We start from the raw sequence: 25,737 nt of genomic DNA, 5'->3' as shown, positions 1-25,737 counted from the left end.
CCTCGAGGTCGCACTGCTGGGAAGAAGGACAGGGCGCCTGAGGGGAGAGCGCCTTGTGTGGCACCGACGGAGGACTCACGCAACCGTGGATGCGCAAAGCCGTAGGCGGGCGGACGAAATCGACCCCGCGGACCAGTGGGTACTCAACCCGGACACTGGCCATTACGAATTGCGACTGGACCATTCCTCCGTGCAATCACCCGTGGCCGAGCCCCCTGCCGCCACACCGAGAACAAGCACCCGCGGCGCCACCCGCCAGGGCACAACAGCCGCCCCCCGCCGCGATGTTCCCGGCCAGCGCAGCCGACGCTCCACGAACGCGTCCGGCGGGTCGGGCCGGTCGGGCGGATCGGGCCGTGCCGGTGGATCAGGCCGCGCCGGCGGATCGGGCGGAGCACGCGGCGGCGGGAGCGCCACGCAGGCCGGCCGCCGCAAGCGCAAGCCGCAGAAGTCCGGCAAGAAGAAGGCGCTGATCTGGACAGGCGGCGTCATGGCCTTCGCCCTCGTCAGCGGTTCGGTCGGCGCGTACTACCTCTACCAGCGCCTCAACGGCAACATCGACCAGATCGACGTGGGGGACGCGGGTGGCAAGGGCGGCGGGAAGGACGGGCCGCTCAACATCCTGATCATCGGCACCGACAAGCGTTCCGGCGAGGGCAACGAGTCCTACGGAGACAAGACCAACCTCACCGGGCATGCCGACACGACCTTCCTCTTCCACGTTTCCAAGGACCGCACCAACGCCACCGCGGTGAGCATCCCCCGCGACCTGGTCACCGACATCCCGGATTGCCCCACCAAGCAGCCCGACGGTTCGATGAAGATCATCCCAGGGACTCCCGGCAAGAAGTTCAACGAGAGCTTCGGCGTGGCGGGCCGCGACCCGGGCTGCACCATGCGCACGGTCAAGGCGATCACCGGCGAATCGATCCACCACTTCATGATGGCCGACTTCAACGCCATCAAGACGCTGACCACGGCGATCGGCGGGGTGGACGTCTGCCTGACGGAGCCCATCAAGGACGAGAAATACTCCAAACTCGACCTGCCGGCCGGTGACAACAACGTCCAGGGCGAGGAGGCGCTCGCCTTCGTACGCAACCGGCACGGCCTCGGCAACGAGAGCGACCTGGACCGGATCGGCCAGCAGCAGCAGTTCGTGGCGTCGATGATCCGCAAGATCAAGGAAGACACCCTGGGCAACCCGAAGAAGATGTTCTCCCTCGCGGAGGCGATGACGAACGCGCTCACGGTGGACAGCGAAATAGGCGGCATCCCCGAACTGACCGGCCTCGCCAAGGAACTCGGCCAGATCAACATCAAGAACATCAGCTTCCTGACGGTGCCGGTGATCGACAACCCCAATGAGACGGTCAAGGCCACGGTCGTCCTCGATCCCGTCAAGGCACCGAAGGTCTTCAGCGCGCTACAGAACGACGTCTCCTTCACCGACGTGAAGCAGAAGGAATCGGCCGCCAAGAAGAAGCAGGCCGCCCTCCTCAAGGGAGAGCGGGCCGAAGCCTCCGAGGTGCGGGTGGACGTCTACAACGGAAGCGACACCGTCGGCGCCGCCCAGATGACGCTCAGCTGGCTGCAGAATCAGCAGGGCGTGCTCAAGTCCTCGAACAAGAGCAACGCACCTGAGAAACTCGCCAGGACGACGTTGAAGTACGCTCCGAACCAGGCCGATCAGGCCCGCAAGCTTGCGGATCTCATGGGTCTGCCCGCTGCGGCGCTCAAGCCGGGCGGCGAGGACGCCGATGGGCTGGAGCCGATGGCCCTGACTCTGGGCGCGGACTTCAAGGGCGCGGGGGTGCCCATCGCCGGTCCGGTGAAGCCGCCCGAGGACGTCAAGAAGGTTGAAGCGGACAAACAGGTGTGCGCCAAATGAGGCCGGGTACCCGGCTCGTGCAGCACACCTGAACAACAGGGGGGCCAGGGGTGGGGCAGAGCGGCGTGCGCGAGGAGGGGACGCGGCAGGGCGTCCAGGAGACCTGCGATCGGAGCGGGCAGGACAGCGGTGGCGCCGACGGGCCGGGCCCGGATGCGCCCCCCGGCGACACCCCTGCGGGCAGACGCGGGAAGCGGCGAATACTGCGCTGGGGCGCCGCCGTACTGTCGCTGCTCATACTTGGCACGGCCGGCGCCGGATACCTCTACTACCAGCACCTGAACGACAACATCACCAGTGATCCGCTGAACCTCGGCAGACGGCAGATGCTCGACCACAAGGCGAACGCCGCCGGCCAGACCCCGCTCAATATCCTGCTGATCGGCTCCGACGCCCGTAACACCGACGAGAACAAGGCGCTCGGCGGCGCCAAGGAAACCTTCGACGGGCCTCCGCTGGCCGATGTGCAGATGCTGCTGCACGTTTCGGCGGACCGCAGCAACATGTCGGTGATCAGCATGCCGCGCGACACCATGCTGAAGCTCCCGGACTGCACAGACCCCGAGACCGGGGAAATGTACAAGGCCAAGGAACTCGGGCAGACCAACCAGTCGTTGAGCCGTGGCGGCCCCGGCTGCACGGTGGCGACCTGGTACGCGCTGACCGGCATCACCATCGACCACTTCATGATGGTCGACTTCGGCGGGGTCGTGGACATGGCCGATGCCATAGGCGGTGTGCCGGTGTGCGTCACCGACAGCGTCCACTCCCGCAACGACCAGGGCGAGGGCTCCGGGCTGAAGCTCAGGAAGGGCACCCACTCGATCAAGGGTGAGCAGGCCCTGCAATGGCTGCGCACCCGCTACGGCTTCATGGACGGCTCGGACCTCGGCCGTACGCGCGCCCAGCACATGTACATGAACTCGATGGTCCGTGAGCTGCGCAAGAGCACCAAGCTCACCGACCCGAACAAACTGCTGGCGCTCGCGGCGGCCGCGACGGGCGCCCTCGTCGTCGACGACGGCCTGAACACGGTGATGAAGCTCTACGATTTGGCCGAGGTGCTGAAGCAGGTCCCGACCGAGCGCATCACGATGACCACGATGCCCAACTTCTACTCCACGCGCTTCTCGGGCCGCGTGGAGCCGGAGCCCGAGGACGCGGAGCAGCTGTTCCGGATGGTGCGCGAGGACATACCGCTCGACGGGAAGGCGTCCAGCCGGAAGGCTCCCGCACAGTCCGGGGAATCCACCGATCCTGCGGCGCCGGACACCGAGATCGCGGTGACCGTCAGCAACGCCACCTACACACCAGAGTCGGGAACTGCCCCCGGGCGGGCCACCGAGATCAGCGGTGTGTTGTCCGAGGCGGGCTTCAACCGGGCCACGGCGGGCGCGCGGACCGACCCGCAGCGGCGGACGGTCGTGAACTACCCGAGCGCAGAGCTGGAGGGCGACGCGCAGGCCGTCGCCAAGTCCCTGGGCATCGCGTTCTCCTCGGTGAGGCAGTCGGCCGGGGCCACGGGCGTCGAGGTGGTCGTGGGCGCGGACTGGCGCAAGGGCGCGACGTACCCGAAGAAGGCCGCCGACAACAAGGCGCCCAAGTCGGCGAAACCCTTGAACGGCGCGGACAGCTCGGCGTGCATGAAGGTGCAGCCGGGCTTCACCTGGTCCGACTGACGTGTGGTCCGACTGACGTGCGCCGGGGCGCCCGTGGGGCGCCCCGGCGGGTCAGACGGTGGTCGGCCGCACGGCCGGGCGGCGGCTCGCGATGACCTTCTTCGCCAGCGCACGGGGGCTGGTCAGGAAGCCGAAGCCCCAGGACATGTGCATGGTCGCCAGCGCCAGCGGGATCTGCGCCCGTGCCTTCAGGGACAGGCCCTTGCCGGCCGGTATCGAGCCCGCCACTATCGCGGCCAGATAGCCGCCGGGGACGACGAAACCCCACGGCGTGAGGGCCGCACCCACCACGATCCCGGCGGCCATCGCGCAGACGGCGACCGGCGGCGCGAGGTAGCGCAGGTTGATCGAGCCGGAGTGGTAACGGGCGACGACGTGCCGCCAGCGGCCGTAGTCCTTGTACTGCTTGGCGAGCGCCTTCACCGACGGACGCGGCCGGTACTGGACGCGCAGCTCGGGCGAGAACCAGATCAGGCCGCCCGCCTCTCGGATGCGGAAGTTCAGCTCCCAGTCCTGGGCGCGGATGAACTCCTCGTTGTAGCCGCCCTGCGCTTGAAGGGCCTCGCGGCGGAAGACACCCAGGTAGACGGTCTCCGCGGCGGCGGCCTCGCCACCCGTGTGGAACGCCGCGTTACCGACGCCGATCTTCGAGGTCATCGCGGCCGCGACCGCGTCCTCCCAGGCGTTCTCGCCCTCGGCGTGCATGATGCCGCCGACGTTCTGCGCGCCGGTCTCCTCCAGGAGGCGTACGGCGGTCGCGATGTAGTTCGGCGACAGCATCCCGTGACCGTCGACGCGCACCACGACGGGGTGCCGGGAGGCCTTGATCGCGGCGTTGAGTGCCGCGGGAGTACGCCCGGTGGGGTTGGGGACGGTGCGGATACGAGGGTCCTCACGTACCAGCTCGGCGGCGATCTCCTCGGTCCGGTCCGAGGACGGGCCGATGGCGATCACCACCTCCATCTCGCCGTCGTACTCCTGCTCCAGGATGTGGCGAACCGAGTTGCGCAGATGCCGCTCCTCGTTGAGGACCGGCATGATCACGGAGACTGCGGGTGTGGCGTTCATCGGGGGTCACGTTACCGCGAATGGGGGACACGCTGGCGCGGCGGCCGGGTCGCTGACCGGGGCTGAAGATCGTATGGGATTACGTTGCTCACGGTCCCCCCACTTGCCCCCGCGGAGGTGTCCCACGTGCATATGTCGCCCCGCCAGCCTCGCTCGTCCCAGCCGTCCCAGCCGTCCCAGCCGTCCCACCCGTCCCAGCCGTCCCACCCGCCCCACGCGTCCAGACCGCAGCCGGGCCGCAGCGGGAGGAACGGGAGGAAGCAGGCCCGGCACCGACGGACACGGACGCGGGAGACGCCCGCGCGGGGATGGGCGATGCGCTTGGCGACCACGCTCTCGGTGCTGGTGCTGTGCGCCGGGGGGATCGGGCACGCCGTGGTGACCGGCATGGAGACGGGGATCGAGCGGGTCGACGCGTTCCGGGACATGAAGAACCGGCCCGAGGGCGGCCGCGGGACGAACATCCTGCTCGTCGGCACCGACCGCCGCAGCAAGATCACCGAGGTCGAGAAGGCGAAGTACCGACTGGGTGGCGCGCCCTGCAACTGCACCGACACGATCATGGTCGTGCACATCTCCGGGGACAAGGAGCGCGCGAGCATCGTGAGCCTGCCGCGCGACAGCTACGCCGAGGTGCCCGAGCACACCGACCAGTCCACGGGCGACCACCACAACGCGCACCCGGCGAAGATCAACGCGGCGTACACCGAGGGCGGACCCCAGCTCACCGTCCGTACCGTCGAGCACATGACCGGGGTGAAGATCGACCACTATCTGGAGGTCGACTTCACCAGCTTCATGAAGACCGTGGACGTGGTCGGCGGTGTCGACATCTGCACCGTACGCCCGCTCAAGGACAGCTACACCGGCCTCGACCTGCCCGTCGGCACCCACCATCTGAGCGGCGGCCAGGCCCTCCAGTACGTCCGCTCCCGGCACATCGACGGGGCCGCGGACTTCGGCCGCATGCAGCGCCAGCAGCGCTTCCTCGCCGCCTTCATCGACAAGGCGACCGCGAGCGGCGTGCTGCTGAACCCGGTGAGGCTGCGGGACGTGTCGTCCACGCTGCTCGGTTCGGTCCGCGCGGACGACGGTTTCGGTACGCAGGAGATGCTCGACCTGGGCCAGGCGATGCGCGGTTTCACACCGGCGTCGTCGGAGTTCACGTCCGTACCGCTCGGAGGGTTCCGCGCCGTCAAGGGCGTCGGCTCGACCGTGAAGTGGCACGAGACGAAGTCCAAGCAGCTCTTCGACTCGCTGCGCCAGGACCGGCCGCTCGCCCCGCACAGCCCGAAGAAGCCGAAGGCGGTGCCGGTGGACGTGGCGCCGCAGCAGATCCGCGTGCAGGTCTACAACGGGACGCGCACGCCCGGCCTCGGCAAGCGCCTCGACGCCGGCCTGCGCGCCACCGGCTTCAGCACCACCCGCTCCCCGCTCAACGGCCCGAAACTCGACGTGCGGCACACGCTGGTGACGTTCGACCCGCGCTGGGACCGCTCGGCGAAGTCGCTGCGGGCAGCGCTGCCGGGGTCCGAGCTGCGGGCGGCGAAGGGGCAGGGAGCGGTACTGAAGGTGACAGCGGGGGCGGACTTCGAGAAGGTGCGGGCGGTGCGGGCGGTGCGGGCGGACGATCCGTACCAGGGCGAGTCCGGGGCGGTCACCGGCGACCAGGTGGTCTGCCCGTAGGGCTCCCGCCCCTGCTTCTGCTCCTGCCCTGCCCCTGAATGCCCTTCCAGAGCGTCAGTCGTCCAGGCCCTCGGCTGCGCGCTTGTCCCGCAGCTCCTTGATCGCGCGGCGCCTCGCCAGCCGGTGCGTGCGCCGGATCTGGGCCTCCTGGTAGCGGCGCCGGTCGCGCTCCGTCTCCGGAACCACCGGCGGCACGCGGCGCGGCTTGCCGTCGGCGTCGACGGCGGCGAAGACGAGGTACGCGCTGCCGACCTGGGTGGCCGGGGTCGACTCGTTCCACCGCTCGGCGAGCACCCGTACGCCGACCTCCATGGAGGACCGGCCCGTCCAGTTGACCTGGGCCTTCACATGGACGAGATCGCCCACCCTGACCGGCTCCAGGAAGACCATCTCGTCCATGGAGGCCGTGACCGCGGGCCCGCCCGAGTGCCGGCCCGCGACGGCGCCCGCCGCGTCGTCCACCAGTTTCATGATCACGCCGCCGTGCACCGTGCCGAGGAGATTGGTGTCGCTGCCGGTCATGATGTGGCTGAGCGTGGTGCGGGATGCGGCGGTGGGCTTGCCCGGAATGTCTTCTTCCGAGCTCTGGGCCTGAACTGTCATACCGTCCACCTTATGCGGGGGCACTTTGCATCAGCTCTGCAACAGCCCTGCCCCGATTTCCCACCCACCCTGTAAGCCGCGCACCTGTTGGCTGCACACTGGTCCGCATGAACGACTGGCCCGACGGGTGGACCAACGACCGCGACCGGCACGGGCGCGGCAGCGACAGCGCGCAGCCCGAGGGCGCGCGCGTCATGCGGCATGTGCAGCGCGGCCAGGTCCCGCCCCCCGCCGCCCCTGTCCCCGCGCCCGCCCCGCCGCGCGGCCCGGCCGTACCGCCGCAGTCGCCGGGGTACGACGACGGGTACGGCCAGGGCGGCCACGGCGGTGACGGCTACAACACGGGCCAGGTCTACGGCGGCGGCTCGGCCCCGCCCGGCGGCGGCCGGCCGCCCCGGACACCGCGCGGCGGTGCGGCGCCGGACTGGAGACGCCGTATCAAGGTCGGATCGCTGACCCTGGTGTTCGTGCTGCTCGCCGTCTCCATAGGCACGTACTTCTGGGCGGACTCCAAACTCAAGCGCGAGGTCGACCTCGCGAAGGTCATCGACCGGCCGGAGGCGGGTGACGGCACGAACTACCTGATCGTGGGCTCCGACAGCCGCGCCGGCATGTCCTCCGACGACAAGAAGAGGCTGCGCACCGGGTCCGCCGGGGGCAAGCGCACCGACTCGATGATGATCCTGCACGACGGCTCGAACGGCCCGACGCTGATCTCGCTGCCCCGCGACTCCGAAGTGGAGATCCCGTCGTTCGTCGGCTCCGAGTCCGGCAAGACGTTCCCGGCCCAGGGCCGGCGCGTGAAGCTGAACGCGGCCTACGCCGAGGACGGCCCGGAGCTCCTGGTCCGTACCGTCGAGCACAACACGAAGCTGCACATCGACCACTACGTCGAGATCGGCTTCGCCGGCTTCGCCAACATCGTGGACGCCATCGGCGGCGTCGAGATGGACATCCCGAAGGCGTTCAAGGACAAGAAGTCCGGCGCCGACTTCCAGGCCGGCAAGCAGACCCTGAACGGCGAGCAGTCCCTGGCCTTCGTCCGCACCCGCTACGCCTTCGCGGGCAGCGACCTGGACCGTACGAAGAACCAGCAGAAGTTCCTGGCGGCCCTGGCGAGCCAGACGGCGACCCCCGGCACGGTCCTGAACCCGTTCAAGCTCTACCCGACGATGGGCGCCGGCCTGGACACGCTCGTCGTCGACAAGGACATGAGCGTGTGGTCGCTGGGCCGGATGTTCCTCGCGATGAAGGGCGTCACAGGCGGCGAGGGCACCTCGATGAACATGCCGGTCTCGGGCAGCAACGGCGGCAACCTGGTCTGGGACAAGGCGAAGGTCGCCCAGCTGGTCGAGCAGCTCAAGAACGACGAGAAGGTCACCGTCAAGGGTGACTAGGGGGTGCGGCGACACTGAATCGCGGGGCTTGGAGCGGGGCGACGGGAACACACGGCGCAGCCCAATCGTCCACACTTCAGAGGTCACAGCCGCACCACCAGAAGGACACACATGATCACGCTCAAGAAGGAAGACGGCCCGGCGGATCTGGGTGGGGTGACCCATCTGTCCATCGGGGTGTCCTGGGACGCGACGGTCGGGGCCAGCGGCGGCCTGATGGGCAAGCTCCGCCAGAAGGTCGGCACGGACCTCGACCTGATCGCCGTCGCCATGCAGGGCGCGGACCCCGTGCGGCTGGCCGGACTCGACTCCCTGGACCCGCTGGGCAATGGCTCGCTGGTGCACAGCGGCGACAACCAGACCGGGAAGGGTGACGGGGACGACGAGACGGTGACCGTGGAGTTCTCCCGGGTGCCGCCCAACATCACGTCCATCGTGTTCGTCGCCGCCGCGTACAAGAAGCGCAGCGCGTTCCAGAACGCCCGGAACATCAGCTTCAAGGTGTACGACGCGACGGGCGGTACCGCCCAGCAGGTCGCCGACATCTGGCCGAGCCTGCTCACCGACGACAACGGCTGCGCCGTGGCCAAGGCGATCCGGGATGGCGCGGGCTGGAAGCTCCAGGTGATCAACGAGGTCGGGAAGATCAAGCAGGGCGACGAGCGCGACCTGATGCGCTTCGCCGTCAGCAAGTAGCGCGGACAGCACCATGCCGGGTACGCCCCGAGGGCCGTACCCGGCATGGGCGTCTCGCAGGTCGGTTACGGCAGGTTGCGGGCCATGACGATCCGCTGGACCTGGTTCGTTCCCTCATAGATTTGTGTGATCTTCGCGTCGCGCATCATGCGCTCCACCGGGTAGTCGCGCGTGTAGCCGTAGCCGCCGAGGAGCTGGACCGCGTCCGTGGTGATCTCCATGGCGGCGTCGGAGGCGTAGCACTTGGCCGCGGCGCCGAAGAAGGTCAGGTCCTCGTGGGCACCGCCGGCGGAGACGCGCTCGGACCTGGCGGCGGCCGCGTACGTCAGCTGGCGAGCGGCCTCCAGCTTCATGGCCATGTCGGCGAGCATGAACTGGACGCCCTGGAACTCGGCGATCGCCTTGCCGAACTGCTTGCGCTCCTGGACGTACCCCTTGGCGTAGTCGAGCGCGCCCTGGGCGATGCCGAGCGCCTGGGCCGCGATCGTGATGCGGGTGTGGTCCAGGGTCTTCATCGCGGTGGCGAAGCCGGTGCCCTCCTCGCCGATCATGCGGTCGGCGGGGATGCGGACGTTGTCGAGGTAGACCTCGCGGGTCGGCGAGCCCTTGATGCCGAGCTTCTTCTCGGGCGCGCCGAATGAGACGCCCTCGTCGGACTTCTCGACGACGAAGGCGCTGATCCCCTTGGAGCGCTTCGTCGGGTCGGTGACCGCCATGACGGTGTAGTACTCGCTGACGCCCGCGTTGGTGATCCAGCGCTTCACACCGTTGAGGACCCAGAAGTCGCCGTCGCGGACGGCCTTGGTCTTCATGCCGGCGGCGTCCGAGCCGGCGTCCGGCTCGGAGAGGGCGTACGAGAACATGCCTTCGCCCTTGGCGAGCGGGGTCATGTACTTCTTCTTCAGCTCTTCGCTGCCGGACAGGATGACCGGCAGCGAACCGAGCTTGTTGACCGCGGGGATCAGCGAGGAGGAGGCGCAGACGCGGGCGACCTCTTCGATCACGATGACGGTCGCCAGGGCGTCGGCGCCCGCGCCGCCGTACGCCTCGGGGACGTGGATGGCCGCGAGGTCGGCGCCGACCAGGGCGTCCAGCGCCTCCTGCGGGAAGCGCGCCTCCTCGTCGACCGCTGCGGCGTGCGGCGCGATCTTCGCCTCGGCGAGCGAGCGCACCGCGTCCCGGAGCATGTCGTGCTCTTCGGACAGGCGGTACAGGTCGAAATCAGGCGAACCTGCCAAGGTCTCTCACTCCCCAAAGATGCTAACTACCGTTAAGTAACTCAATTTTAGTGGGCCGGGCGCACATAGGGATACGTGAGCTTGCCGACAAGGGCGTGCAGCGGGAAAGGTCCCCGCTCACGGGCGCGACTATGCTCGGTCGGCGAATGTCTGCCCGTACCTTCTGTCCGTACCTTCCGTCCGTACGTCCCTGGAGCTCCGCATGGCCCTCAAGATCACAGTGATCGGCACCGGATACCTCGGCGCCACCCACGCCGCGGCCATGGCTGAGCTGGGGTTCGAAGTCCTCGGCCTGGATGTCGTCCCCGAGAAGATCGACATGCTGTCGGCCGGCAAGGTCCCGATGTACGAGCCGGGGCTGGAGGATCTGCTGCGGCGGCACGTCGCCGGGATCGAGGGGTCGACCGGGCGGCTGCGCTTCACCACGTCGTGGGAGGAGATCGGGGCGTTCGGCGATGTGCACTTCGTGTGCGTCAACACCCCGCAGAAGCACGGCGAGTACGCGTGCGACATGAGTTACGTCGACTCCGCCTTCGCCTCGCTCGCACCGCGGCTGACCAGGCCCGCGCTCGTCGTCGGCAAGTCGACCGTCCCGGTCGGCAGCGCGGCCCGGCTCTCCGCGCTGCTCGCGGAGCTGGCGCCGGCGGGGACGGACGTGGAGCTCGCGTGGAACCCGGAGTTCCTGCGCGAGGGGTACGCCGTCCAGGACACCCTGCACCCCGACCGGATCGTGGTGGGCGTGGAGAGCGCCGGCGCGGAGAAGCTGCTGCGCGAGGTGTACGCCGGGCCGGTCGGGGAGGGGTCGCCGTTCGTCGTGACGGACTTCCCGACGGCGGAGCTGGTCAAGACCGCCGCGAACTCCTTCCTCGCCACGAAGATCTCCTTCATCAACGCCATGGCCGAGGTGTGCGAGGCGGCGGACGGTGACGTCGTGAAGCTGGCCGAGGCGATCGGCTACGACGAGCGGATCGGGAAGAAGTTCCTGCGGGCGGGGATCGGATTCGGCGGCGGGTGCCTGCCGAAGGACATCCGGGCGTTCATGGCGCGCGCCGGTGAACTGGGCGCGGACCAGGCGCTGACGTTCCTGCGCGAGGTCGACTCCATCAACATGCGCCGCCGGGGCCACATGGTCGAGCTGACGCGCGAGGCGCTGGGCGGTGGGGGCTTTCTGGGGAAGCGGGTCGCGGTGCTGGGTGCGACGTTCAAGCCGGACTCGGACGACGTACGGGACTCGCCGGCGCTCAACGTCGCCGGGCAGATCCACCTGCAGGGCGGCCAGGTCACGGTCTACGACCCCAAGGGCATCGAGAACGCGCGCCAGATCTTCCCCACGCTCGGATACGCCGACACGGCGCTGGAGGCGGTACGGGGCGCGGACGTCGTCCTGCACCTGACGGAGTGGCGAGAGTTCCGCGAGCTGGACCCGGCGGAACTGGGCGCGGTCGCCGCGCAGCGGCTGATCCTGGACGGGCGGAACGCGCTGGACGCGGAGGTGTGGCGCGGGGCGGGATGGACGTACCGGGCGATGGGGCGGCCGCGGGCATAGGGGCGGGTGCGGGCATAGGGGCGGGTGCGGGCATAGGGGCGGCCGCGGGCATAGGGGCGGCCGCGGGCATAGGGGCGGGTGCGGGCATAGGGGCGGGTGCGGGCGGATTCACGGCCCTGGCCGGCACCGCCGTGGTGTGGGGCGTGGCCCCGGCTGCCGGCGGGGGCGTGCCCTGCGGGGCCTTTCCCCGCCCCGCCCCTTCCCGAACTGGGGCCAGCCCCAGACCCCGGACGCCCTCCGGGCGTGTCCTCAGTCGCCGGACGGGCTGGATATTCCAGCCCGTCCGGCGACTGAGGACCGGGGTCCGGGGCGGAGCCCCGGTGCGCTAGGCGTCCAGCTCCGCCAGGGTCGCGTTCGACGGGACCCTGCAGGGGGTGAGGTCCGCCGCAACCGATTCCGCGTCCCGCAGCGCCCGCACCGCGTTGTGCCACGTCAGCTTCGCCACGTCCGCCGCGGACCACGACCGCCGCAGCAGCTCCGCGATCAGGTTCGGGTAGCAGGCCACGTCCTCCAGGCCGGCCGGGGTGAACGCCGTGCCGTCGTAGTCGCCGCCGATGCCGATGTGGTCGATGCCCGCGACCTCGCGCATGTGGTCGAGGTGGTCGGCGACCGTCGCCGCCGTCGCGACCGGGCGCGGGTTCGCGTCCTCGAAGGCGCGGTGGATTTTCATCGCCTCGGGCGTCGTCTCCAGGTGGTGGAGGCCGTGCGCGCGCATGTTGTCGTCGGCGCGCCGCGTCCAGTCGACCGCCTCGGGCAGCACGAACTTCGGCACGAACGTCGCCATCGCCACTCCCCCGTTGCCGGGCAGCAGCGCCAGTACGTCGTCCGGGATGTTGCGCGGGTGGTCGCAGACGGCTCGGGCCGAGGAGTGGGAGAAGATCACCGGCGCCACCGTGGTGGAGAGTGCCGCCCGCATCGTGGTGGCCGCCACATGGGAGAGGTCCACGAGCATGCCGACGCGGTTCATTTCCCGTACGACCTCGTGCCCGAAGGGCGACAGGCCGCCGACGCCCGGCTCGTCCGTCGCCGAATCCGCCCACGCGATGTTGTCGTTGTGGGTCAGGGTCATGTAGCGCACGCCGAGCGTGTGCAGCGCGCGCAGGGTGGCGAGGGAGTTGTTGATGGAGTGGCCGCCCTCGGCGCCCATGAGGGAGGCGATACGGCCCTCGGCCCGCGCCGCCTCCATGTCATCCGCCGTCAGCGCGCGAGCCAGGTCGTCCGGGTAGCGGGCGATGAGCTGGCCGACCACGTCGATCTGCTCCAGCGTCGCGCTGACCGCGTCCTCGCCGGCCATGTCGGAGCGTACGTACACCGACCAGAACTGCGCGCCGACGCCGCCCGCCCGCAGCCGCGGGATGTCGGTGTGCAGGTGCGCCTGCTGGTCGGTGGCGATGTCGCGGCGCGCGATGTCGTAGCGGACCTGTTCGCGCAGCGCCCACGGGAGGTCGTTGTGGCCGTCGACGACCGGGTGGGCCGCCAGCAGGTCGCGTGCCTGGGCCAGGAGGGCCTCGGGGGGCGTCATGTGCCGAAACCGAACGCGTCCGCGCCCTGCGTCTTCGCGCGCAGCCGCTTGCCCTTCTCCGTCGCCTGGTCGTTCAGCTCCTGCTGGAACTCCCGGATGCGGGAGCGCAGTTCGCTGTCGTGGGCGGCGAGGATACGGGCCGCCAGCAAGCCCGCGTTGCGTGCGCCCGCCACCGACACCGTGGCGACCGGCACGCCGGCCGGCATCTGCACGATGGACAGGAGCGAGTCCATGCCGTCGAGGTACTTCAGCGGCACCGGTACGCCGATGACCGGCAGCGGCGTCACCGAGGCGAGCATGCCGGGCAGGTGGGCCGCGCCGCCCGCGCCCGCGATGATCACCTTGAGGCCGCGGCCGTCCGCCTCCTCGCCGTACGCGATCATCTCGCGCGGCATCCGGTGCGCCGACACGACGTCGACCTCGTAGGGGATCGCGAACTCGTCGAGGGCCTTGGCCGCGGCCTCCATAACGGGCCAGTCGGAGTCGGAGCCCATCACGATGCCCACTACAGGGGCGGCCACAGGGGGGTTCGTCATTCGGTGATCGTTCCTCGCAGGTAGCCGGCGGCGTGACGGGCGCGCTCCAGCGCGTCGTCGAGGTCGTCGCCGTAGGTGTTGACGTGGCCGACCTTGCGGCCGGGCTTCACGTCCTTTCCGTACATGTGGATCTTCAGCTGCGGATCGCGTGCCATGCAGTGCAGGTACGCCGCGTACATGTCGGGGTAGTCGCCGCCGAGTACGTTCGCCATGACCGTCCACTTCGCGCGCGGGCGGGGGTCACCGAGCGGCAGGTCCAGGATCGCCCTGACGTGGTTGGCGAACTGCGAGGTGATCGCGCCGTCCTGCGTCCAGTGCCCGGAGTTGTGCGGGCGCATCGCGAGCTCGTTGATCAGGATGCGGCCGTCGGTCGTCTCGAAGAGCTCCACGGCGAGGTGGCCCACGACGCCGAGCTCCTTCGCGATGCGCAGCGCCAGCTCCTGTGCCTGGCCGGCCAGCTCGTCCGTGAGGCCGGGGGCGGGCGCGATCACGGTGTCGCACACGCCGTCGACCTGCTGCGACTCGACGACGGGGTAGGCGACGGCCTGGCCGTGCGGGGAGCGGACGATGTTCGCCGCCAGTTCGCGTACGAAGTCGACCTTCTCCTCGGCGAGGACCGGGACGCCGGCCCGGAAGGGCTCCTCGGCGTCCTTCTCGCCGCGTACGAACCAGACGCCCTTGCCGTCGTATCCGCCGCGCACGGTCTTGAGGATCACCGGGAAGCCGCCGGTCTCGGCTGCGAACGCCGCCGCGTCCGCCGGGTCGCTCACGATGCGGTGGCGCGGGCAGGGCGCTCCGATCTCCATGAGCTTCGCTCGCATCACGCCCTTGTCCTGGGCGTGCACCAGTGCGTCGGGCCCCGGGCGTACGGGGATGCCGTCCGCTTCCAGGGCCCGCAGGTGCTCGGTGGGGACGTGCTCGTGATCGAAGGTGATCACGTCGCAGCCGCGCGCGAAGGCGCGCAGCGTGTCCAGGTCGCGGTAGTCGCCGATGACGACGTCGCTGACGACCTGGGCCGCCGAGTCCTGAGGGGTGTCACTGAGGAGCTTGAATCTGATGCCGAGGGGGATGCCCGCCTCGTGGGTCATACGGGCGAGCTGACCGCCACCGACCATGCCGACTACGGGGAACGTCACACGTCCAGGGTATCCGCCGGGCGGTGCGCGGCTGTCCGCGTGCGGACCGTCACCGGCCCGCTACCCCTGGTGGGAGGGGGCGTCCGGGCGGGGGCGTGCACTGGTTAGCATGGCGGGGTCGAGACCGGGACGGTCGTCGGCGACATCGGACGGAACGGGGCTGAGCGATCACCATGAGTGGACGAGGCAGCAGTCCCCTGCACACGCGTCGTGTGCGCACGCGTCTTCAGCACATAGGGCGCGAGTTCGTGAAGTTCGGTGCGGTCGGCGGGGTGGGGCTCCTGGTCGACCTGGGTGTCTTCAATCTGCTGCGCCACCTCACGGACATCCCGGTGGTCCGGGCGAGCATCGTGGCCACGGTCGTCGCGATCGGCTGCAACTACCTGGGCTTTCGCTACTTCACCTACCGGGAGCGCGACAAGCGGCGCAGGACCCGGGAGCTCACGCTGTTCCTGCTGTTCAGCGTGATCGGCCTGGTGATCCAGAGCGGTGTGCTGTACGCGGCGACGTACGGCTTCGGCTGGGACAGTCCGCTGCAGAGCAACATCTTCAAGTTCATCGGCATCGGCATCGCGACCGTCTTCCGGTTCTGGTCGTACCGGACCTGGGTGTTCCAGAAGCTGCCGGCGCCGCCGGGTGCGGTGCGGGCGGCGGAGCCGCTGCCCGACCGGGTCACCTGACCGTCGGCCGGGGGTCGTTCTTGGGGTGGGCCACCCGGCTGAGGAAGAGCGCGAACACCGGCGGCTGCTGCTGGAGCATTTCGAGGCGCCCACCGTCCGCCTCGGCGAGGTCGCGCGCGACGGCCAGCCCGATTCCGGTCGAGTTGCGTCCGCTGATGGACCGCTCAAAGATCCGGGCGCCCAGCTCGGCGGGGACGCCGGGGCCCTCGTCGGTCACCTCGATGACGGCCTGGTTGCCGGTGACGCGGGTGCGCAGGGCGACCGTACCGCCGCCGTGCATCAGGGAGTTCTCGATCAGTGCGGCGAGCACCTGGGCGACCGCGCCGGGTGTGCCGACGGCGCGCATACCGTGCTTGCCGGACTGCACGATGGCCCGGCTGGCGCTGCGGTAGGCGGGGCGCCACTCCTCGATCTGCTGCTTGACGACCTCGTCGAGGTCGAAGGTGACGGCGGAGCCCGTGCGCGGGTCGCGGGCGTTGGTGAGCAGCCGCTGCACCACGTCGGTGAGCCGCTCGACCTGCGTCAGCGCGATGGATGCCTCTTCCTTGACGGTGTCCAGGTCGTCGGTGAGGGTGATCTCCTCCAGCCGCATGGACAGCGCAGTCAGCGGCGTACGGAGCTGGTGGGAGGCGTCGGCTGCGAGCCTGCGCTCGGCGGTGAGCATCCGGCCGATCCGCTCGGCGCTGGAGTCGAGCACGTCCGCGACGCGGTCCAGCTCGGGCACGCCATACCGCTTGTGGCGGGGGCGGGGGTCGCCCGAGCCGAGGCGTTCCGCGGTTTCGGCGAGGTCGGTGAGGGGGGAGGCGAGCCGGTTGGCCTGGCGTACGGCGAGCAGTACGGCGGCGACGACGGCGAGCAGCGCGACCGCACCGATGATCATCAGGCTGCGGCCGACCTCGCCGGTGACGGTGGAGCGGGACTGCTGGACGAGGACGGTCTCGCCTGACTCCCCGGTCGCGGTGCCCTCGATGACGCTGCCTTCGGGGCGCTCGCCGATCTCGACGGAGTCGCGTCCTGGCATGTCGATACGGGCGTACCGGTCGGCGTCGACCTGTTCGGCCAGGACATCGGGGTTGACCAGCTCGTCACCGAGGAGACGGCTCTCCACGGCGCTGACGAGGCGGACGGCTTCGGAGTCGACGCTTTCCTGGGCGCTGTTGCTGATGGTGCGGGTCTCGACGAGGACGAGGGAGACCCCGAAGACGGCGATGACGACGAGCACCACGGCGAGGGTGGAGTTGATCAGGCGGCGGCGCATGGCTGTGTGTGTACGTCAGCTCTTCTCGAAGCGGAAGCCGACGCCCCGCACGGTGGCGATGTAGCGGGGATTGGCGGCGTCGTCGCCCAGCTTCTTGCGCAGCCACGAGATGTGCATGTCGAGCGTCTTGGTCGACGACCACCAGGTGGTGTCCCAGACCTCGCGCATCAGCTGGTCGCGGGTGACGACCCGGCCGGCGTCCCGCACGAGGACCCGCAGCAGGTCGAACTCCTTGGCGGTGAGCTGGAGTTCCTCCTCGCCCATCCAGGCGCGGTGCGATTCGACGTCGATCCGTACACCGTGGGTGGCGGGTGCGGGGACGGACTCACTGGAGCCGCGGCGCAGGAGGGCGCGTACGCGGGCGAGGAGTTCGGCGAGGCGGAACGGCTTGGTGACGTAGTCGTCGGCGCCGGCGTCGAGGCCGACGACCGTGTCGACCTCGTCGGCGCGGGCGGTCAGCACCAGGATCGGAATGGCGTGGCCCCCGCCGCGCAGTCGGCGAGCGACTTCCAGGCCGTCCATGCCGGGCAGGCCGAGGTCGAGCACGACGAGGTCGATGCCGCCCTGGAGGCCGGCGTCGAGCGCGGCCGGGCCGTCCTCGCGCACCTCGACCTCGTAACCCTCCCTGCGCAGGGCGCGGGCCAGCGGCTCGGAGATGGATGCGTCGTCCTCGGCGAGCAGTACACGGGTCATGGGGTGATGGTAGTCCGCAGTGGGTAGGGGCCGGGGGTCGATCGCGCGGTGGTTGCCACGGCCTGCGGCTGTGGGATGCGATCCTGGTCTTGACCTTTGAACCAGCTCGCTGGTTCCATCCCGGCCTGTGATCCATCTCTCAAGCCCTTCCATATAGGGCGCTGTCGTGTCGTATGGTGGCGAGACATCTTTAAGCATGACTCCGGGTCCTTTGGCCGCCCATACCTGCCAAAGGTCTCTTTTCTGTGCCGGGTTGGTCCTGCCAGCCTGACCGGTGATGACCTATGGGCCGGGCCCTCGCGCGATGCCGCGCGAAGGGCGTGGATCCCGGTGCGGAGCACTCCGTGCCGGTGCCGACCTCCCCCCACCGGGCGCGTACCCCGCTCACGAGGCGAGCCGCGTCCCGAGCCAGCAAGGATCGACATGGCGTCCAGCCTGACCAAGGACACCCCCGGGGCCCCCTCGGGAGAGAAGACCTTCTTCGGCCACCCCCGCGGACTGGCCACTCTCTTCATGACCGAGATGTGGGAGCGCTTCAGCTTCTACGGCATGAAGGCGCTTCTCCCGCTCTACCTGGTCGCGCCCAACGGGCTGCACATGAACGTGGCCACCGCCACAGCGGTCTTCTCGATCTACATGGCGATGGTCTACCTGCTCGCCATGCCCGGCGGCTGGTTCGCCGACCGCTTCTGGGGCCCGCGCAAGACGGTCACCATCGGCGCGCTGGTGATCATGGCCGGCCACCTCACGCTCGCCATTCCCGGCGAGGGCGTCTTCTTCGCCGGCCTGGCCCTGGTGGCCATCGGTTCCGGTCTGCTGAAGGCCAACATCTCCACGATGGTCGGTCACCTCTACGACGGCCCGGCCGACCCGCGCCGTGACGGCGGCTTCACCATCTTCTACGTCGGCATCAACCTGGGCGCCTTCGCCGCGCCGCTGGCCATCGGCACCGTCGGCGAGACCGTCAACTGGCACCTGGGCTTCGCCCTGGCCGCGCTCGGCATGGCCCTGGGTCTGGCCCAGTTCCTGCTCGGCAGCCGCCACCTGAGCCGGCACAGCGACGTAGTCCCGGAGCCGCTGCCCAAGGCCGACCGCGCGCCGCTCCTCCGCAAGGCCATGATCTGGCTGATCGTCGCCGTCGTCTTCTACGGCGTCACGATCGCCACCGGCGTCTACACCCTGAACTGGGCGCTGGTCCCGATCACCCTGGCCGGCCTGATCATCCCCACCTGGGTACTGCTGCGCATCAAGCGCGACAAGTCCCTGGACCAGGTCGAGCAGTCCAGGATGAGCGCGTACATCTGGTTCTTCGTGGCCGCCGCCATCTTCTGGATGATCTACGACCAGGGCGCGTCCACGATGGCGCTGTTCGGCGAGTCCTCGACCGACACCACGTTCCTCGGCTTCGACTTCCCGGTCTCCTGGTACCAGTCGGTCAACCCGATCCTGATCATGGCGCTGGCCCCGGTCATCGCCTGGATGTGGCTGGCGCTCAACCGCCGCGGCAAGGAGCCGAGCACGGCCGTGAAGTTCGCGTCCGGTCTGGTCCTGATCGGTGTCTCGTTCTTCGTCTTCCTGATCCCGATCAGCATCGCCGGCCAGGGCGACGGCGCCAAGGCCGCCGCGTACTGGATGGTCGCGATCTACTTCTTCCAGACCCTTGGTGAGCTGTGCGTGTCCCCGGTGGGGCTGTCGGTCACCACGAAGATGGCGCCGGAGAAGTACGCCTCCCAGATGCTGGGCGTCTGGTTCCTGGCCGTCACCGCCGGCGACTGCTTCACCAGCCTCCTGTCCATCGCGGGCTTCGATCTCAACAAGAGCGGCATCGTCGCCGCCGAGGCCGCGCTCGCCTGCCTGGCGGGCGTCGCGATCTTCATGTACCGCAAGAAGGTCAAGGGGCTCATGGGCAGCGTCAACTGACCTGACACGTCACACAGCCGAAGGCCGGTCCCGGCATGCTCTCGCGTGCCGGGACCGGCCTTCCGCTTTCGACTCGATCGGCGGGCGACCGGGCGACTTGAGGAGCTGCTCAAGCTCCTCAACGGACCAGTCAGCCTGTCGCGGGATCGAGCGGAGAGTTCCTGGCGCGAGGGATGTGTGGAGCGGGACGAGTGCGGTGCGGCCGTCTGAATGCCGGTACTTCGCATGGCTGCCACGGGTAGTCACGTGAGCGAACCCGGCCCGTCCGAGAGCCTAGGAAACCGCGCTGCCGGACAGCCCGTGGGGAACAGCCGGGCTCATGCGACCCGTACCTCGATGGGTGCGGTGATCACGCTGGTGACCTCGGGGGCCGCTGCGTCCTCGAAGTAGAGCTCAAGTGCTTCTCGCAAGTTGTCCAAAGCCTCCTCGATGGTCTCGCCCTGGCTGGTGACCTCGACCTGGAGACAGCGGGCCACGTACCACTCACCCTCGTGCGTGATCGCCCCCGTGAGATGCAAAGCGTGCTGGGTCATACAGCGAGCCTGGCACGCTCGGCCATCACACCTGAATCCTGAGAGTCCCGGTCGGCTGCGACGAAGGATGCGGCATCAGCCCTGTCGGTGCGATACCGCCGCCCTCGGCCGCGGGGTCAGGCGACGCGGAGCTCCACCGGGGGCAGATGCGGCGAGTGAGCCCGCACTGTCGATGCCGCTTCCAGGGGGAGGCTGGCGTGCACCGCCCCGGCCAGGACCAGGTCCCCGGCCGCCAGGCCGGCACCGAAGTGAGCCAGCCGGTGCGCGAGCCAGACCAGCGCACGGAACGGGTCTCCGAGCACCGCCCGGCCTTCACCCGTAGCCACGGCCGCGCCGTCCACGCTCACCACCAGCGCCTCAGCGGCCAGGTCCACGTCCGGGTCGAACGGGACCATGGGGCCGGCGACGATCCGTGCGCAGGACGCGTTGTCCGCGATGCTGTCCGCCACGGTGATCTGCCAGCCGGTGAACCGGGTGTCGATCACTTCCAGGGCGAGGAACACTCCGGCCACGGCGCTCCTGGCGGCTTCCAGGTCAACGTCCGGGCCCGCCAGGTCGCCTCCGAGCCGGAAGGCGATCTCCGCCTCCACCCGCGGCTGCATGAGTTCGCTCCGGACCAGGCTGCTACCGCTGGGCAGCATCATGTTGTCCAGGAGAACACCAGAATCCGGCTCGTCGACCCCCGTCTGCTCCTGCATGGCCTTGGAAGTCACACCCGCCTTGTGGCCGATGACGCGGGCCCCGCCTGCGATCCGCCGCGCAACCGCCGCCGCCTGGACCCGGTAGGCGTCCTCAAGGGCCAGTCCGGGCCGGCGCCCGGTCAGTGAAGCCACCGGAACACGGTCGCGCTCTGCGGCCAGCAGGACCGTTGCCTCGTCGTTGATCCACTGAACTCGCCGCTCATCCAAGGAGATCCCTCCCAAGGGGCATCCGTGTGCTTATCGGAGAAGGGCGCAGGAGTAGATCCGGAGCGGGGCGCCCGCCCGCAGACCACGGGTCCGGGCCTCAGCTCTGCCGAGCGCCCAGGACGTCCTGGCCTGATGAAGAGTCAACCCGCGGCGCGCTTACGGCGGTACGGTGGCGGGCAGGCCAAGCGGTATATCGCGTATATACGGGCAGGTGCTCATGACCACGCGCACGCCGAACCAGCTACTCCGTGACCTCGTCGCCGAGTCCGGCCTCACCTACGAAGCCTTAGCCAAAGCCGTACGGGCGGTCGCCGCCGAATGCGGCGCCGCCTTGCAGACCAACAAGAGCGCTGTTGAGCACTGGATCGCCGGAGCGACGCCCAGGGGTGACACCGGCGGCTACCTTGCCGTCGCCCTGTCCCGGCGCCTGGGCCGACTCCTGAACCCCGCCGATCTCGGCCTCCCCGCCACCGCGGGAGAAGCGGACAATGACACCATCGGGCTGTCCCTCGGGGACGACCCGCTGGATGCGCTGCTGCCGATGTGGAGGTACGAATTGGACCGCCGCCGAGCGCTGGACGACGTTTACGAACAACGACGGCAGGGCGGTGGCGCTCGGAACCCGGCGCAGGGCGTAGTGCCGGTAGGTCACCCGCACCCAGGAGAGGGTCAGGGTGTGCGGGCCGGTCCACCCCAGTCCCGCGCACGCCACCACGGGCCCGTCGAAGAGGGTCGGGTTGGCCTGGACCGCCTTGTCCCACACACGGTCTCTTGCTGATTCGTCCTCGGGTGACAGCGGCGGCGCTTCAGCCTCCGTCAGGTGGAGCTGGTGCACGTCGAAGAGGTCAATACCCACGGGGGCAGCGTCTCGGTCACCGGCTCATCGTAGAGCCCGTTGCGATCCTGAAGCAGACTGCCTGGATCTCCTCCCAAGGCCCACCGCGAGTTCGCCGACGGCCTGGCCGCCACCAGCGCCCACACAGGGAGTGACGGCTCACCGCGCGTTACGCGGGGGCTGCGAGCTCCGCCCAGACCGTTTTGCCGGGGTTGCCCTCGTCGCGGCGTTCGACTCCCCAGTCGAGGCAGAGGCGTTGGACGATGAACATGCCGTGGCCGCCGGGGCGCCCGGCGCGGTGCGGGGTGCGGGGGGCCGGCTGGCCGGCGCCGCGGTCGATGACTTCGAGGCGCAGGACCTTGCCGTCGCACGTCACGCGCAGCTCTTCCGGCCCTTCGGCGTGCAGGCAGGCGTTGGTGACCAGCTCGGAGACGACCAGGAGTACGTCCTCGGCGGCTGCCCTGCGGTCGGCGGTCGACGCGGGGAGCCAGCCCCAGTCGTACAGCGCCTGGCGGGTGAAGTCGCGGGCCAGCGGCACGATGCCGCTGGCACTACCCAGCGCCAAGGAGCGCCCCTGGCCGGGGGCGGACCCGGCCGAGACCGAGCCGTGGCCCGCCGCCTCGGGGCCGAGGTCGCCCGACGGAGGCTGCCGGGTGGTGCTCATCAGCGCTTCACCTCACCGATTTGCCGAATCGTCGAATTCGTCACTGCAAGGACGACGGGGGCGGTCGGGCCCCCTGGGACTACAGGGTCAGAGCTCTCCTGCCCGGCCGAACGGTGAGAACACCCACCCTTTCGGTACGGACGTGTGACGCGGGCAACCAGCAGCCGGTCAAGAGGAGGCGCCGAGGGGGCGTACGTCACTCTTCCATGGCCGCTGTGAGCGACTCATGGACGGTGAAGACGGCGTCGGCTCCGGTGATCTCGAAGACTCTCGCCACCACGGGCTGCATTCCTGCCAGGTGAACGCCTCCACCGGCGGCCTCGGCCTTCAGCCGCGCGCCGAGCAGCACGTTGAGCCCGGTGGAGTCGCAGAAGGCCAGTTCCGAGCAGTCCACGACCAGACGCGCCCGTCCCGCCTGGAGAGCCTTCTCCAGCGGCTCACGCAGCAGCTCGGCGGTGTGGTGATCGAGCTCACCCGCCGGCGTGACAATCTCGCTCCGGCCCTCGGTCCGAACCGACACCCGGAGTCGACCCCGGTTCGCGCTGCCAACCGTCCCGCGCTCCATGCCCGTCTCGTCTCTCTTCGCAGTCGTCACTGTCCTTGACGTGCCAGAACACTACGCCTTCCGTGCGCCGATCGGTAGCCGAAGACCCGCCCAATAGCAGACGAATTGGACATACGGGACTTGCAACACGCTGCCCGGAGCGGGTAGGCCTAGTGGGGGCACAACCAACACGACCGGCTTTGGAGGCGCCGCACACCGCACGCAGAGGTATCGGCATCGGCAGCCATATGCCGAGAACGATGGAGGAGACCATGTCACCCCGGCTCGACGAACCGCGAACGCGCACCGCGCAGCAGGCCGCGCAGAAGACCGTGCAGCAGGCCGCGCAGCAGGCCGCGCCGTCGACAACCCCGCCCGAGCAGATCGAGACCGGACCCGAGGGCCTCGAAGGGCTCCCGGAGATCCCGCCGTACGACGAGGTGGGGGCGCTGGATGCCAGGGCCCTGTCCAAGACGCTCTTCGGGCGCCTCGAAACCCTCGAAGAGGGGACGCACGAGCACGCGTACGTACGCAACACACTCGTCGAACTGAACCTGGCTCTGGTCAAGTTCGCCGCCTCCCGGTTCCGCTCCCGCAGCGAACCCATGGAGGACATCATCCAGGTCGGCACGATCGGCCTGATCAAGGCCATCGACCGCTTCGAGCTCAGCAGAGGCGTCGAGTTCCCGACCTTCGCGATGCCGACCATCGTCGGCGAGGTCAAGCGCTTCTTCCGCGACACGTCGTGGTCGGTCCGCGTCCCGCGGCGCCTGCAGGAACTGCGCCTCGACCTTGCCAAGGCCGGTGACGAGCTCGCTCAGCAGCTCGACCGCGCCCCCACGGTGAGTGAGCTCGCCAAGCGCCTCGACCTCACCAAAGAAGAGGTCGTCGAGGGCATGGCCGCGAGCAACGCGTACACCGCGAGCTCGCTGGACGCCCAGCCCGAGGAGGACGACTCCGAGGGTTCGCTCACCGACCGGATCGGCTACGAGGACCACGGGCTCGAAGGCATCGAGTACGTCGAGTCCCTGAAGCCGCTGATCGCCGAACTCCCCTCCAGGGACCGGCAGATCCTGTCGCTGCGGTTCGTCGCCAACATGACGCAGTCGGAGATCGGCGAAGAGCTCGGCATCTCGCAGATGCACGTGTCGCGGCTGCTTTCGCGCACGCTGAACAAGCTGCGCAAGGGCCTGACGCTGGAGGAATAGCAGACCCAGGCTGCGAAGGCGCCGCGAAGGTGCTGTGAAGGTCGAGCGAGGGTCTGCCCCAGGCGCTATCCGGGGCAGGCCCTCCTCTCGCGTGTTCCCTACCCGGCGCGCCGCGTCGTACGCACTCCGCCTCGCCAGACCTCGGTGACGAGCGGGACACCGGGGCGGTAGGCCAGGTGGACGTGGCTCGGCGCGTCGAGGAGCGCCAGGTCGGCGCGGGCGCCGGGGACGATACGGCCGACGTCGCTGCGGCGCAGGGCGGCGGCGCCGCCCGCGGTGGCCGACCAGAGGGCCTCGTCGGGGGTCATGCCCATGTCGCGGACCGCGAGGGCGATGCAGAAGGGCATCGAACTGGTGAAGGACGAGCCCGGGTTGCAGTCGGTGGAGAGCGCGACGGTGGCGCCCGCGTCGAGCAGGCGGCGGGCGTCCGGCCAGGCGGCGCGGGTGGAGAACTCGGCGCCGGGGAGCAGGGTGGCGACGGTCGCGCTGTTGGCCAGGGCGTCGATGTCGGCGTCGGTGAGGTGCGTGCAGTGGTCGGCACTGGCCGCGTCGAGTTCGACGGCGAGCTGAACGCCGGGGCCGTGGCCGAGCTGGTTGGCGTGGACGCGGGGGTGCAGGCCCTTGGCCCGGCCGGCGGTGAGGATCGCGCGGGCCTGGTCGCCGTCGAAGGCGCCCTTCTCGCAGAACACGTCGATCCAACGGGCGTACGGGGCGCACGCGTCGAGCATCTCGCCGGTGACGAGTGCGACGTACGCCGCCGGGTCGTCCGCGTAGTCGGGCGAGACGATGTGCGCGCCCAGGTAGGTGACCTCGTCGGTGTGCTCGGCGGCGATGCGCAGGGCGCGGGCCTCGTCGGCGGTGGTCAGGCCATAACCGGACTTCGTTTCCTGGGTGGTGGTGCCCTGACGGAGGGCTTCGGCGAGGTACCTGGCGACATTGGCGCCGAGTTCGGCGTCGGTGGCGGCGCGGGTGGCGGCGACGGTGGTGCGGATGCCGCCGGCGGAGTAGGCACGGCCCGACATGCGGGCGTTGAACTCCTGGGTGCGGTCGCCGGCGAAGACGAGGTGGGAGTGGGAGTCGACGAAGCCGGGGATGACGGCGCGGTTCTGAGCGTCGTACGTGGAGTCGGCCTGGGGGGCGGCGGTGGCTTTGCCCGCCCAGGCGATGCGGTCGCCCTCGATCACGACGGCGGCGTCCTGGATCAGGCCGAGTCGGCCGCCCTGGCCTTGGGTGGGGTCGTTGGTGACGAGGGTGGCGATGTTGGTGACGAGGGTGGTGCGCACGGGGTCCTCTCCGAGGGGGTGGGGGTGCGGCGGACGCGGGTGCGGGGCGGGTGCCGCTGCGCGGGGCTGTTCCCCTACCCGCCCCTTCCCGAACCGGGGCTCCGCCCCGGACCCCGCTCCTCAAACGCCGGAGAGGCTGAGTAGTGCCGCGAGCGGCAAGGCCCGGGTCGGAGCCCGCGCGAGGCGGTCATAGGGAGTGCCTCTCAAACACGA

At 69.7% G+C, this 25,737-nt stretch carries 23 protein-coding genes and 1 pseudogene; 10 read left to right on the top strand and 14 right to left on the bottom strand.

Annotated elements, in window-relative coordinates; all coding sequences use genetic code 11:
• The first annotated feature begins 85 nt into the window (after window positions 1-85).
• Both ACU6WZ_RS17680 and ACU6WZ_RS17675 read left to right on the top strand, forming a co-directional pair.
• Complete coding sequence (locus ACU6WZ_RS17680) at window positions 86-1,891, top strand: LCP family protein (protein ID WP_447029011.1); 1,806 nt, start codon at window positions 86-88, stop codon at window positions 1,889-1,891.
• 50 nt (window positions 1,892-1,941) lie between these two features.
• Window positions 1,942-3,570, top strand: coding sequence for an LCP family protein (locus ACU6WZ_RS17675; RefSeq protein WP_447029010.1), 1,629 nt, complete (start codon window positions 1,942-1,944; stop codon window positions 3,568-3,570).
• Between the two features lie 51 nt (window positions 3,571-3,621).
• Here ACU6WZ_RS17675 and ACU6WZ_RS17670 read toward each other — a convergent pair whose 3' ends face one another.
• Window positions 3,622-4,638 carry a glycosyltransferase family 2 protein gene (locus tag ACU6WZ_RS17670; protein ID WP_447029009.1) on the bottom strand — a complete coding sequence of 339 codons (1,017 nt, stop codon included), beginning with the start codon at window positions 4,636-4,638 and terminating at the stop codon, window positions 3,622-3,624.
• 132 nt (window positions 4,639-4,770) lie between these two features.
• On the opposite strand from ACU6WZ_RS17670, the gene ACU6WZ_RS17665 reads away from it, so the two are divergent.
• A complete protein-coding gene (locus tag ACU6WZ_RS17665; RefSeq protein ID WP_447034101.1) occupies window positions 4,771-6,324 on the top strand; it encodes an LCP family protein in 1,554 nt (517 codons plus the stop codon).
• 54 nt (window positions 6,325-6,378) lie between these two features.
• Here ACU6WZ_RS17665 and ACU6WZ_RS17660 read toward each other — a convergent pair whose 3' ends face one another.
• Window positions 6,379-6,927: an acyl-CoA thioesterase gene (locus ACU6WZ_RS17660; protein WP_447029008.1), complete on the bottom strand. Its 549-nt coding sequence runs from the start codon at window positions 6,925-6,927 to the stop codon at window positions 6,379-6,381.
• A 107-nt stretch (window positions 6,928-7,034) separates the two neighbouring features.
• Here ACU6WZ_RS17660 and ACU6WZ_RS17655 point away from each other — a divergent pair, with 107 nt between their 5' ends.
• Window positions 7,035-8,324, top strand: coding sequence for an LCP family protein (locus ACU6WZ_RS17655; protein ID WP_447029007.1), 1,290 nt, complete (start codon window positions 7,035-7,037; stop codon window positions 8,322-8,324).
• Between the two features lie 111 nt (window positions 8,325-8,435).
• Window positions 8,436-9,020 carry a TerD family protein gene (locus tag ACU6WZ_RS17650; protein WP_447029006.1) on the top strand — a complete coding sequence of 195 codons (585 nt, stop codon included), beginning with the start codon at window positions 8,436-8,438 and terminating at the stop codon, window positions 9,018-9,020.
• A 65-nt stretch (window positions 9,021-9,085) separates the two neighbouring features.
• Here ACU6WZ_RS17650 and ACU6WZ_RS17645 read toward each other — a convergent pair whose 3' ends face one another.
• On the bottom strand, window positions 9,086-10,258 hold the full coding sequence (locus ACU6WZ_RS17645; RefSeq protein ID WP_447029005.1) for an acyl-CoA dehydrogenase family protein: 1,173 nt from the start codon (window positions 10,256-10,258) through the stop codon (window positions 9,086-9,088).
• Between the two features lie 202 nt (window positions 10,259-10,460).
• On the opposite strand from ACU6WZ_RS17645, the gene ACU6WZ_RS17640 reads away from it, so the two are divergent.
• Window positions 10,461-11,804 (top strand): UDP-glucose dehydrogenase family protein, encoded by a 1,344-nt coding sequence (locus tag ACU6WZ_RS17640; protein WP_447029004.1) that lies wholly within the window; start codon window positions 10,461-10,463, stop codon window positions 11,802-11,804.
• A gap of 325 nt (window positions 11,805-12,129) precedes the next feature.
• Here the strand turns inward: ACU6WZ_RS17640 and ACU6WZ_RS17635 are convergent, their stop codons facing one another.
• From ACU6WZ_RS17635 to ACU6WZ_RS17625, 3 genes are read right to left on the bottom strand one after another with little or no spacing between them, the layout of a single operon-like run.
• Window positions 12,130-13,326, bottom strand: coding sequence for a dipeptidase (locus tag ACU6WZ_RS17635; protein ID WP_447029003.1), 1,197 nt, complete (start codon window positions 13,324-13,326; stop codon window positions 12,130-12,132).
• Complete coding sequence (gene purE, locus ACU6WZ_RS17630) at window positions 13,323-13,862, bottom strand: 5-(carboxyamino)imidazole ribonucleotide mutase (RefSeq protein WP_447029002.1); 540 nt, start codon at window positions 13,860-13,862, stop codon at window positions 13,323-13,325. The genes ACU6WZ_RS17635 and purE overlap by 4 nt, the downstream gene beginning before the upstream one ends.
• The gene (locus ACU6WZ_RS17625; RefSeq protein ID WP_447034099.1) at window positions 13,859-14,977 is read right to left on the bottom strand and encodes a 5-(carboxyamino)imidazole ribonucleotide synthase; all 1,119 of its coding nucleotides are present in this window, start codon (window positions 14,975-14,977) and stop codon (window positions 13,859-13,861) included. The genes purE and ACU6WZ_RS17625 overlap by 4 nt, the downstream gene beginning before the upstream one ends.
• A 194-nt stretch (window positions 14,978-15,171) precedes the next feature.
• Here ACU6WZ_RS17625 and ACU6WZ_RS17620 point away from each other — a divergent pair, with 194 nt between their 5' ends.
• A complete protein-coding gene (locus ACU6WZ_RS17620) occupies window positions 15,172-15,678 on the top strand; it encodes a GtrA family protein (RefSeq protein ID WP_447029001.1) in 507 nt (168 codons plus the stop codon).
• On the opposite strand, the gene ACU6WZ_RS17615 is transcribed toward ACU6WZ_RS17620, so the two are convergent.
• A complete protein-coding gene (locus tag ACU6WZ_RS17615) occupies window positions 15,671-16,936 on the bottom strand; it encodes a sensor histidine kinase (protein ID WP_447029000.1) in 1,266 nt (421 codons plus the stop codon). The two genes, ACU6WZ_RS17620 and ACU6WZ_RS17615, sit on opposite strands and share 8 nt — an antisense overlap.
• Window positions 16,937-16,951: 15 nt before the next feature.
• Complete coding sequence (locus tag ACU6WZ_RS17610; RefSeq protein WP_447028999.1) at window positions 16,952-17,629, bottom strand: response regulator transcription factor; 678 nt, start codon at window positions 17,627-17,629, stop codon at window positions 16,952-16,954.
• Between the two features lie 423 nt (window positions 17,630-18,052).
• Between ACU6WZ_RS17610 and ACU6WZ_RS17605 the strand changes: the two genes are divergently transcribed.
• The gene (locus ACU6WZ_RS17605) at window positions 18,053-19,549 is read left to right on the top strand and encodes a peptide MFS transporter (RefSeq protein WP_447028998.1); all 1,497 of its coding nucleotides are present in this window, start codon (window positions 18,053-18,055) and stop codon (window positions 19,547-19,549) included.
• 9 nt (window positions 19,550-19,558) lie between these two features.
• On the opposite strand, the pseudogene ACU6WZ_RS17600 reads toward ACU6WZ_RS17605, so the two are convergent.
• From ACU6WZ_RS17600 to ACU6WZ_RS17590, 3 genes and pseudogenes are all read right to left on the bottom strand, one after another.
• Window positions 19,559-19,810 (bottom strand): annotated as a pseudogene (locus ACU6WZ_RS17600) (type II toxin-antitoxin system HicA family toxin); the annotation flags it as partial.
• Window positions 19,811-19,866: 56 nt separating this feature from the next.
• Complete coding sequence (locus ACU6WZ_RS17595; RefSeq protein ID WP_447028997.1) at window positions 19,867-20,082, bottom strand: type II toxin-antitoxin system HicB family antitoxin; 216 nt, start codon at window positions 20,080-20,082, stop codon at window positions 19,867-19,869.
• Between the two features lie 116 nt (window positions 20,083-20,198).
• Complete coding sequence (locus tag ACU6WZ_RS17590; protein ID WP_447028996.1) at window positions 20,199-20,990, bottom strand: 2-keto-4-pentenoate hydratase; 792 nt, start codon at window positions 20,988-20,990, stop codon at window positions 20,199-20,201.
• 217 nt (window positions 20,991-21,207) lie between these two features.
• Between ACU6WZ_RS17590 and ACU6WZ_RS29290 the strand changes: the two genes are divergently transcribed.
• Window positions 21,208-21,768 carry an NsdA family TPR-like regulatory protein gene (locus ACU6WZ_RS29290; protein WP_514132731.1) on the top strand — a complete coding sequence of 187 codons (561 nt, stop codon included), beginning with the start codon at window positions 21,208-21,210 and terminating at the stop codon, window positions 21,766-21,768.
• Between the two features lie 226 nt (window positions 21,769-21,994).
• On the opposite strand, the gene ACU6WZ_RS17580 is transcribed toward ACU6WZ_RS29290, so the two are convergent.
• Together ACU6WZ_RS17580 and ACU6WZ_RS17575 are read right to left on the bottom strand one after the other, a co-directional pair.
• Window positions 21,995-22,489, bottom strand: coding sequence for an ATP-binding protein (locus ACU6WZ_RS17580; protein ID WP_447028994.1), 495 nt, complete (start codon window positions 22,487-22,489; stop codon window positions 21,995-21,997).
• A 196-nt stretch (window positions 22,490-22,685) separates the two neighbouring features.
• Entirely contained in the window at window positions 22,686-23,054 is a 369-nt protein-coding gene (locus tag ACU6WZ_RS17575; protein ID WP_447034098.1) for an STAS domain-containing protein, read from the bottom strand.
• A gap of 251 nt (window positions 23,055-23,305) precedes the next feature.
• Here ACU6WZ_RS17575 and ACU6WZ_RS17570 point away from each other — a divergent pair, with 251 nt between their 5' ends.
• Window positions 23,306-24,241, top strand: a complete 936-nt coding sequence (locus ACU6WZ_RS17570) for an RNA polymerase sigma factor SigF (protein WP_447034096.1) — start codon at window positions 23,306-23,308, stop codon at window positions 24,239-24,241.
• A 98-nt stretch (window positions 24,242-24,339) separates the two neighbouring features.
• On the opposite strand, the gene hutI is transcribed toward ACU6WZ_RS17570, so the two are convergent.
• On the bottom strand, window positions 24,340-25,524 hold the full coding sequence (hutI, locus tag ACU6WZ_RS17565; RefSeq protein ID WP_447028993.1) for an imidazolonepropionase: 1,185 nt from the start codon (window positions 25,522-25,524) through the stop codon (window positions 24,340-24,342).
• Window positions 25,525-25,737: the final 213 nt, after the last annotated feature.

This window comes from Streptomyces hypolithicus (genome assembly GCF_052934925.1).
Note: the sequence above shows the minus strand (reverse complement) of the source record. Positions and strands in the feature narration are given on the sequence as shown.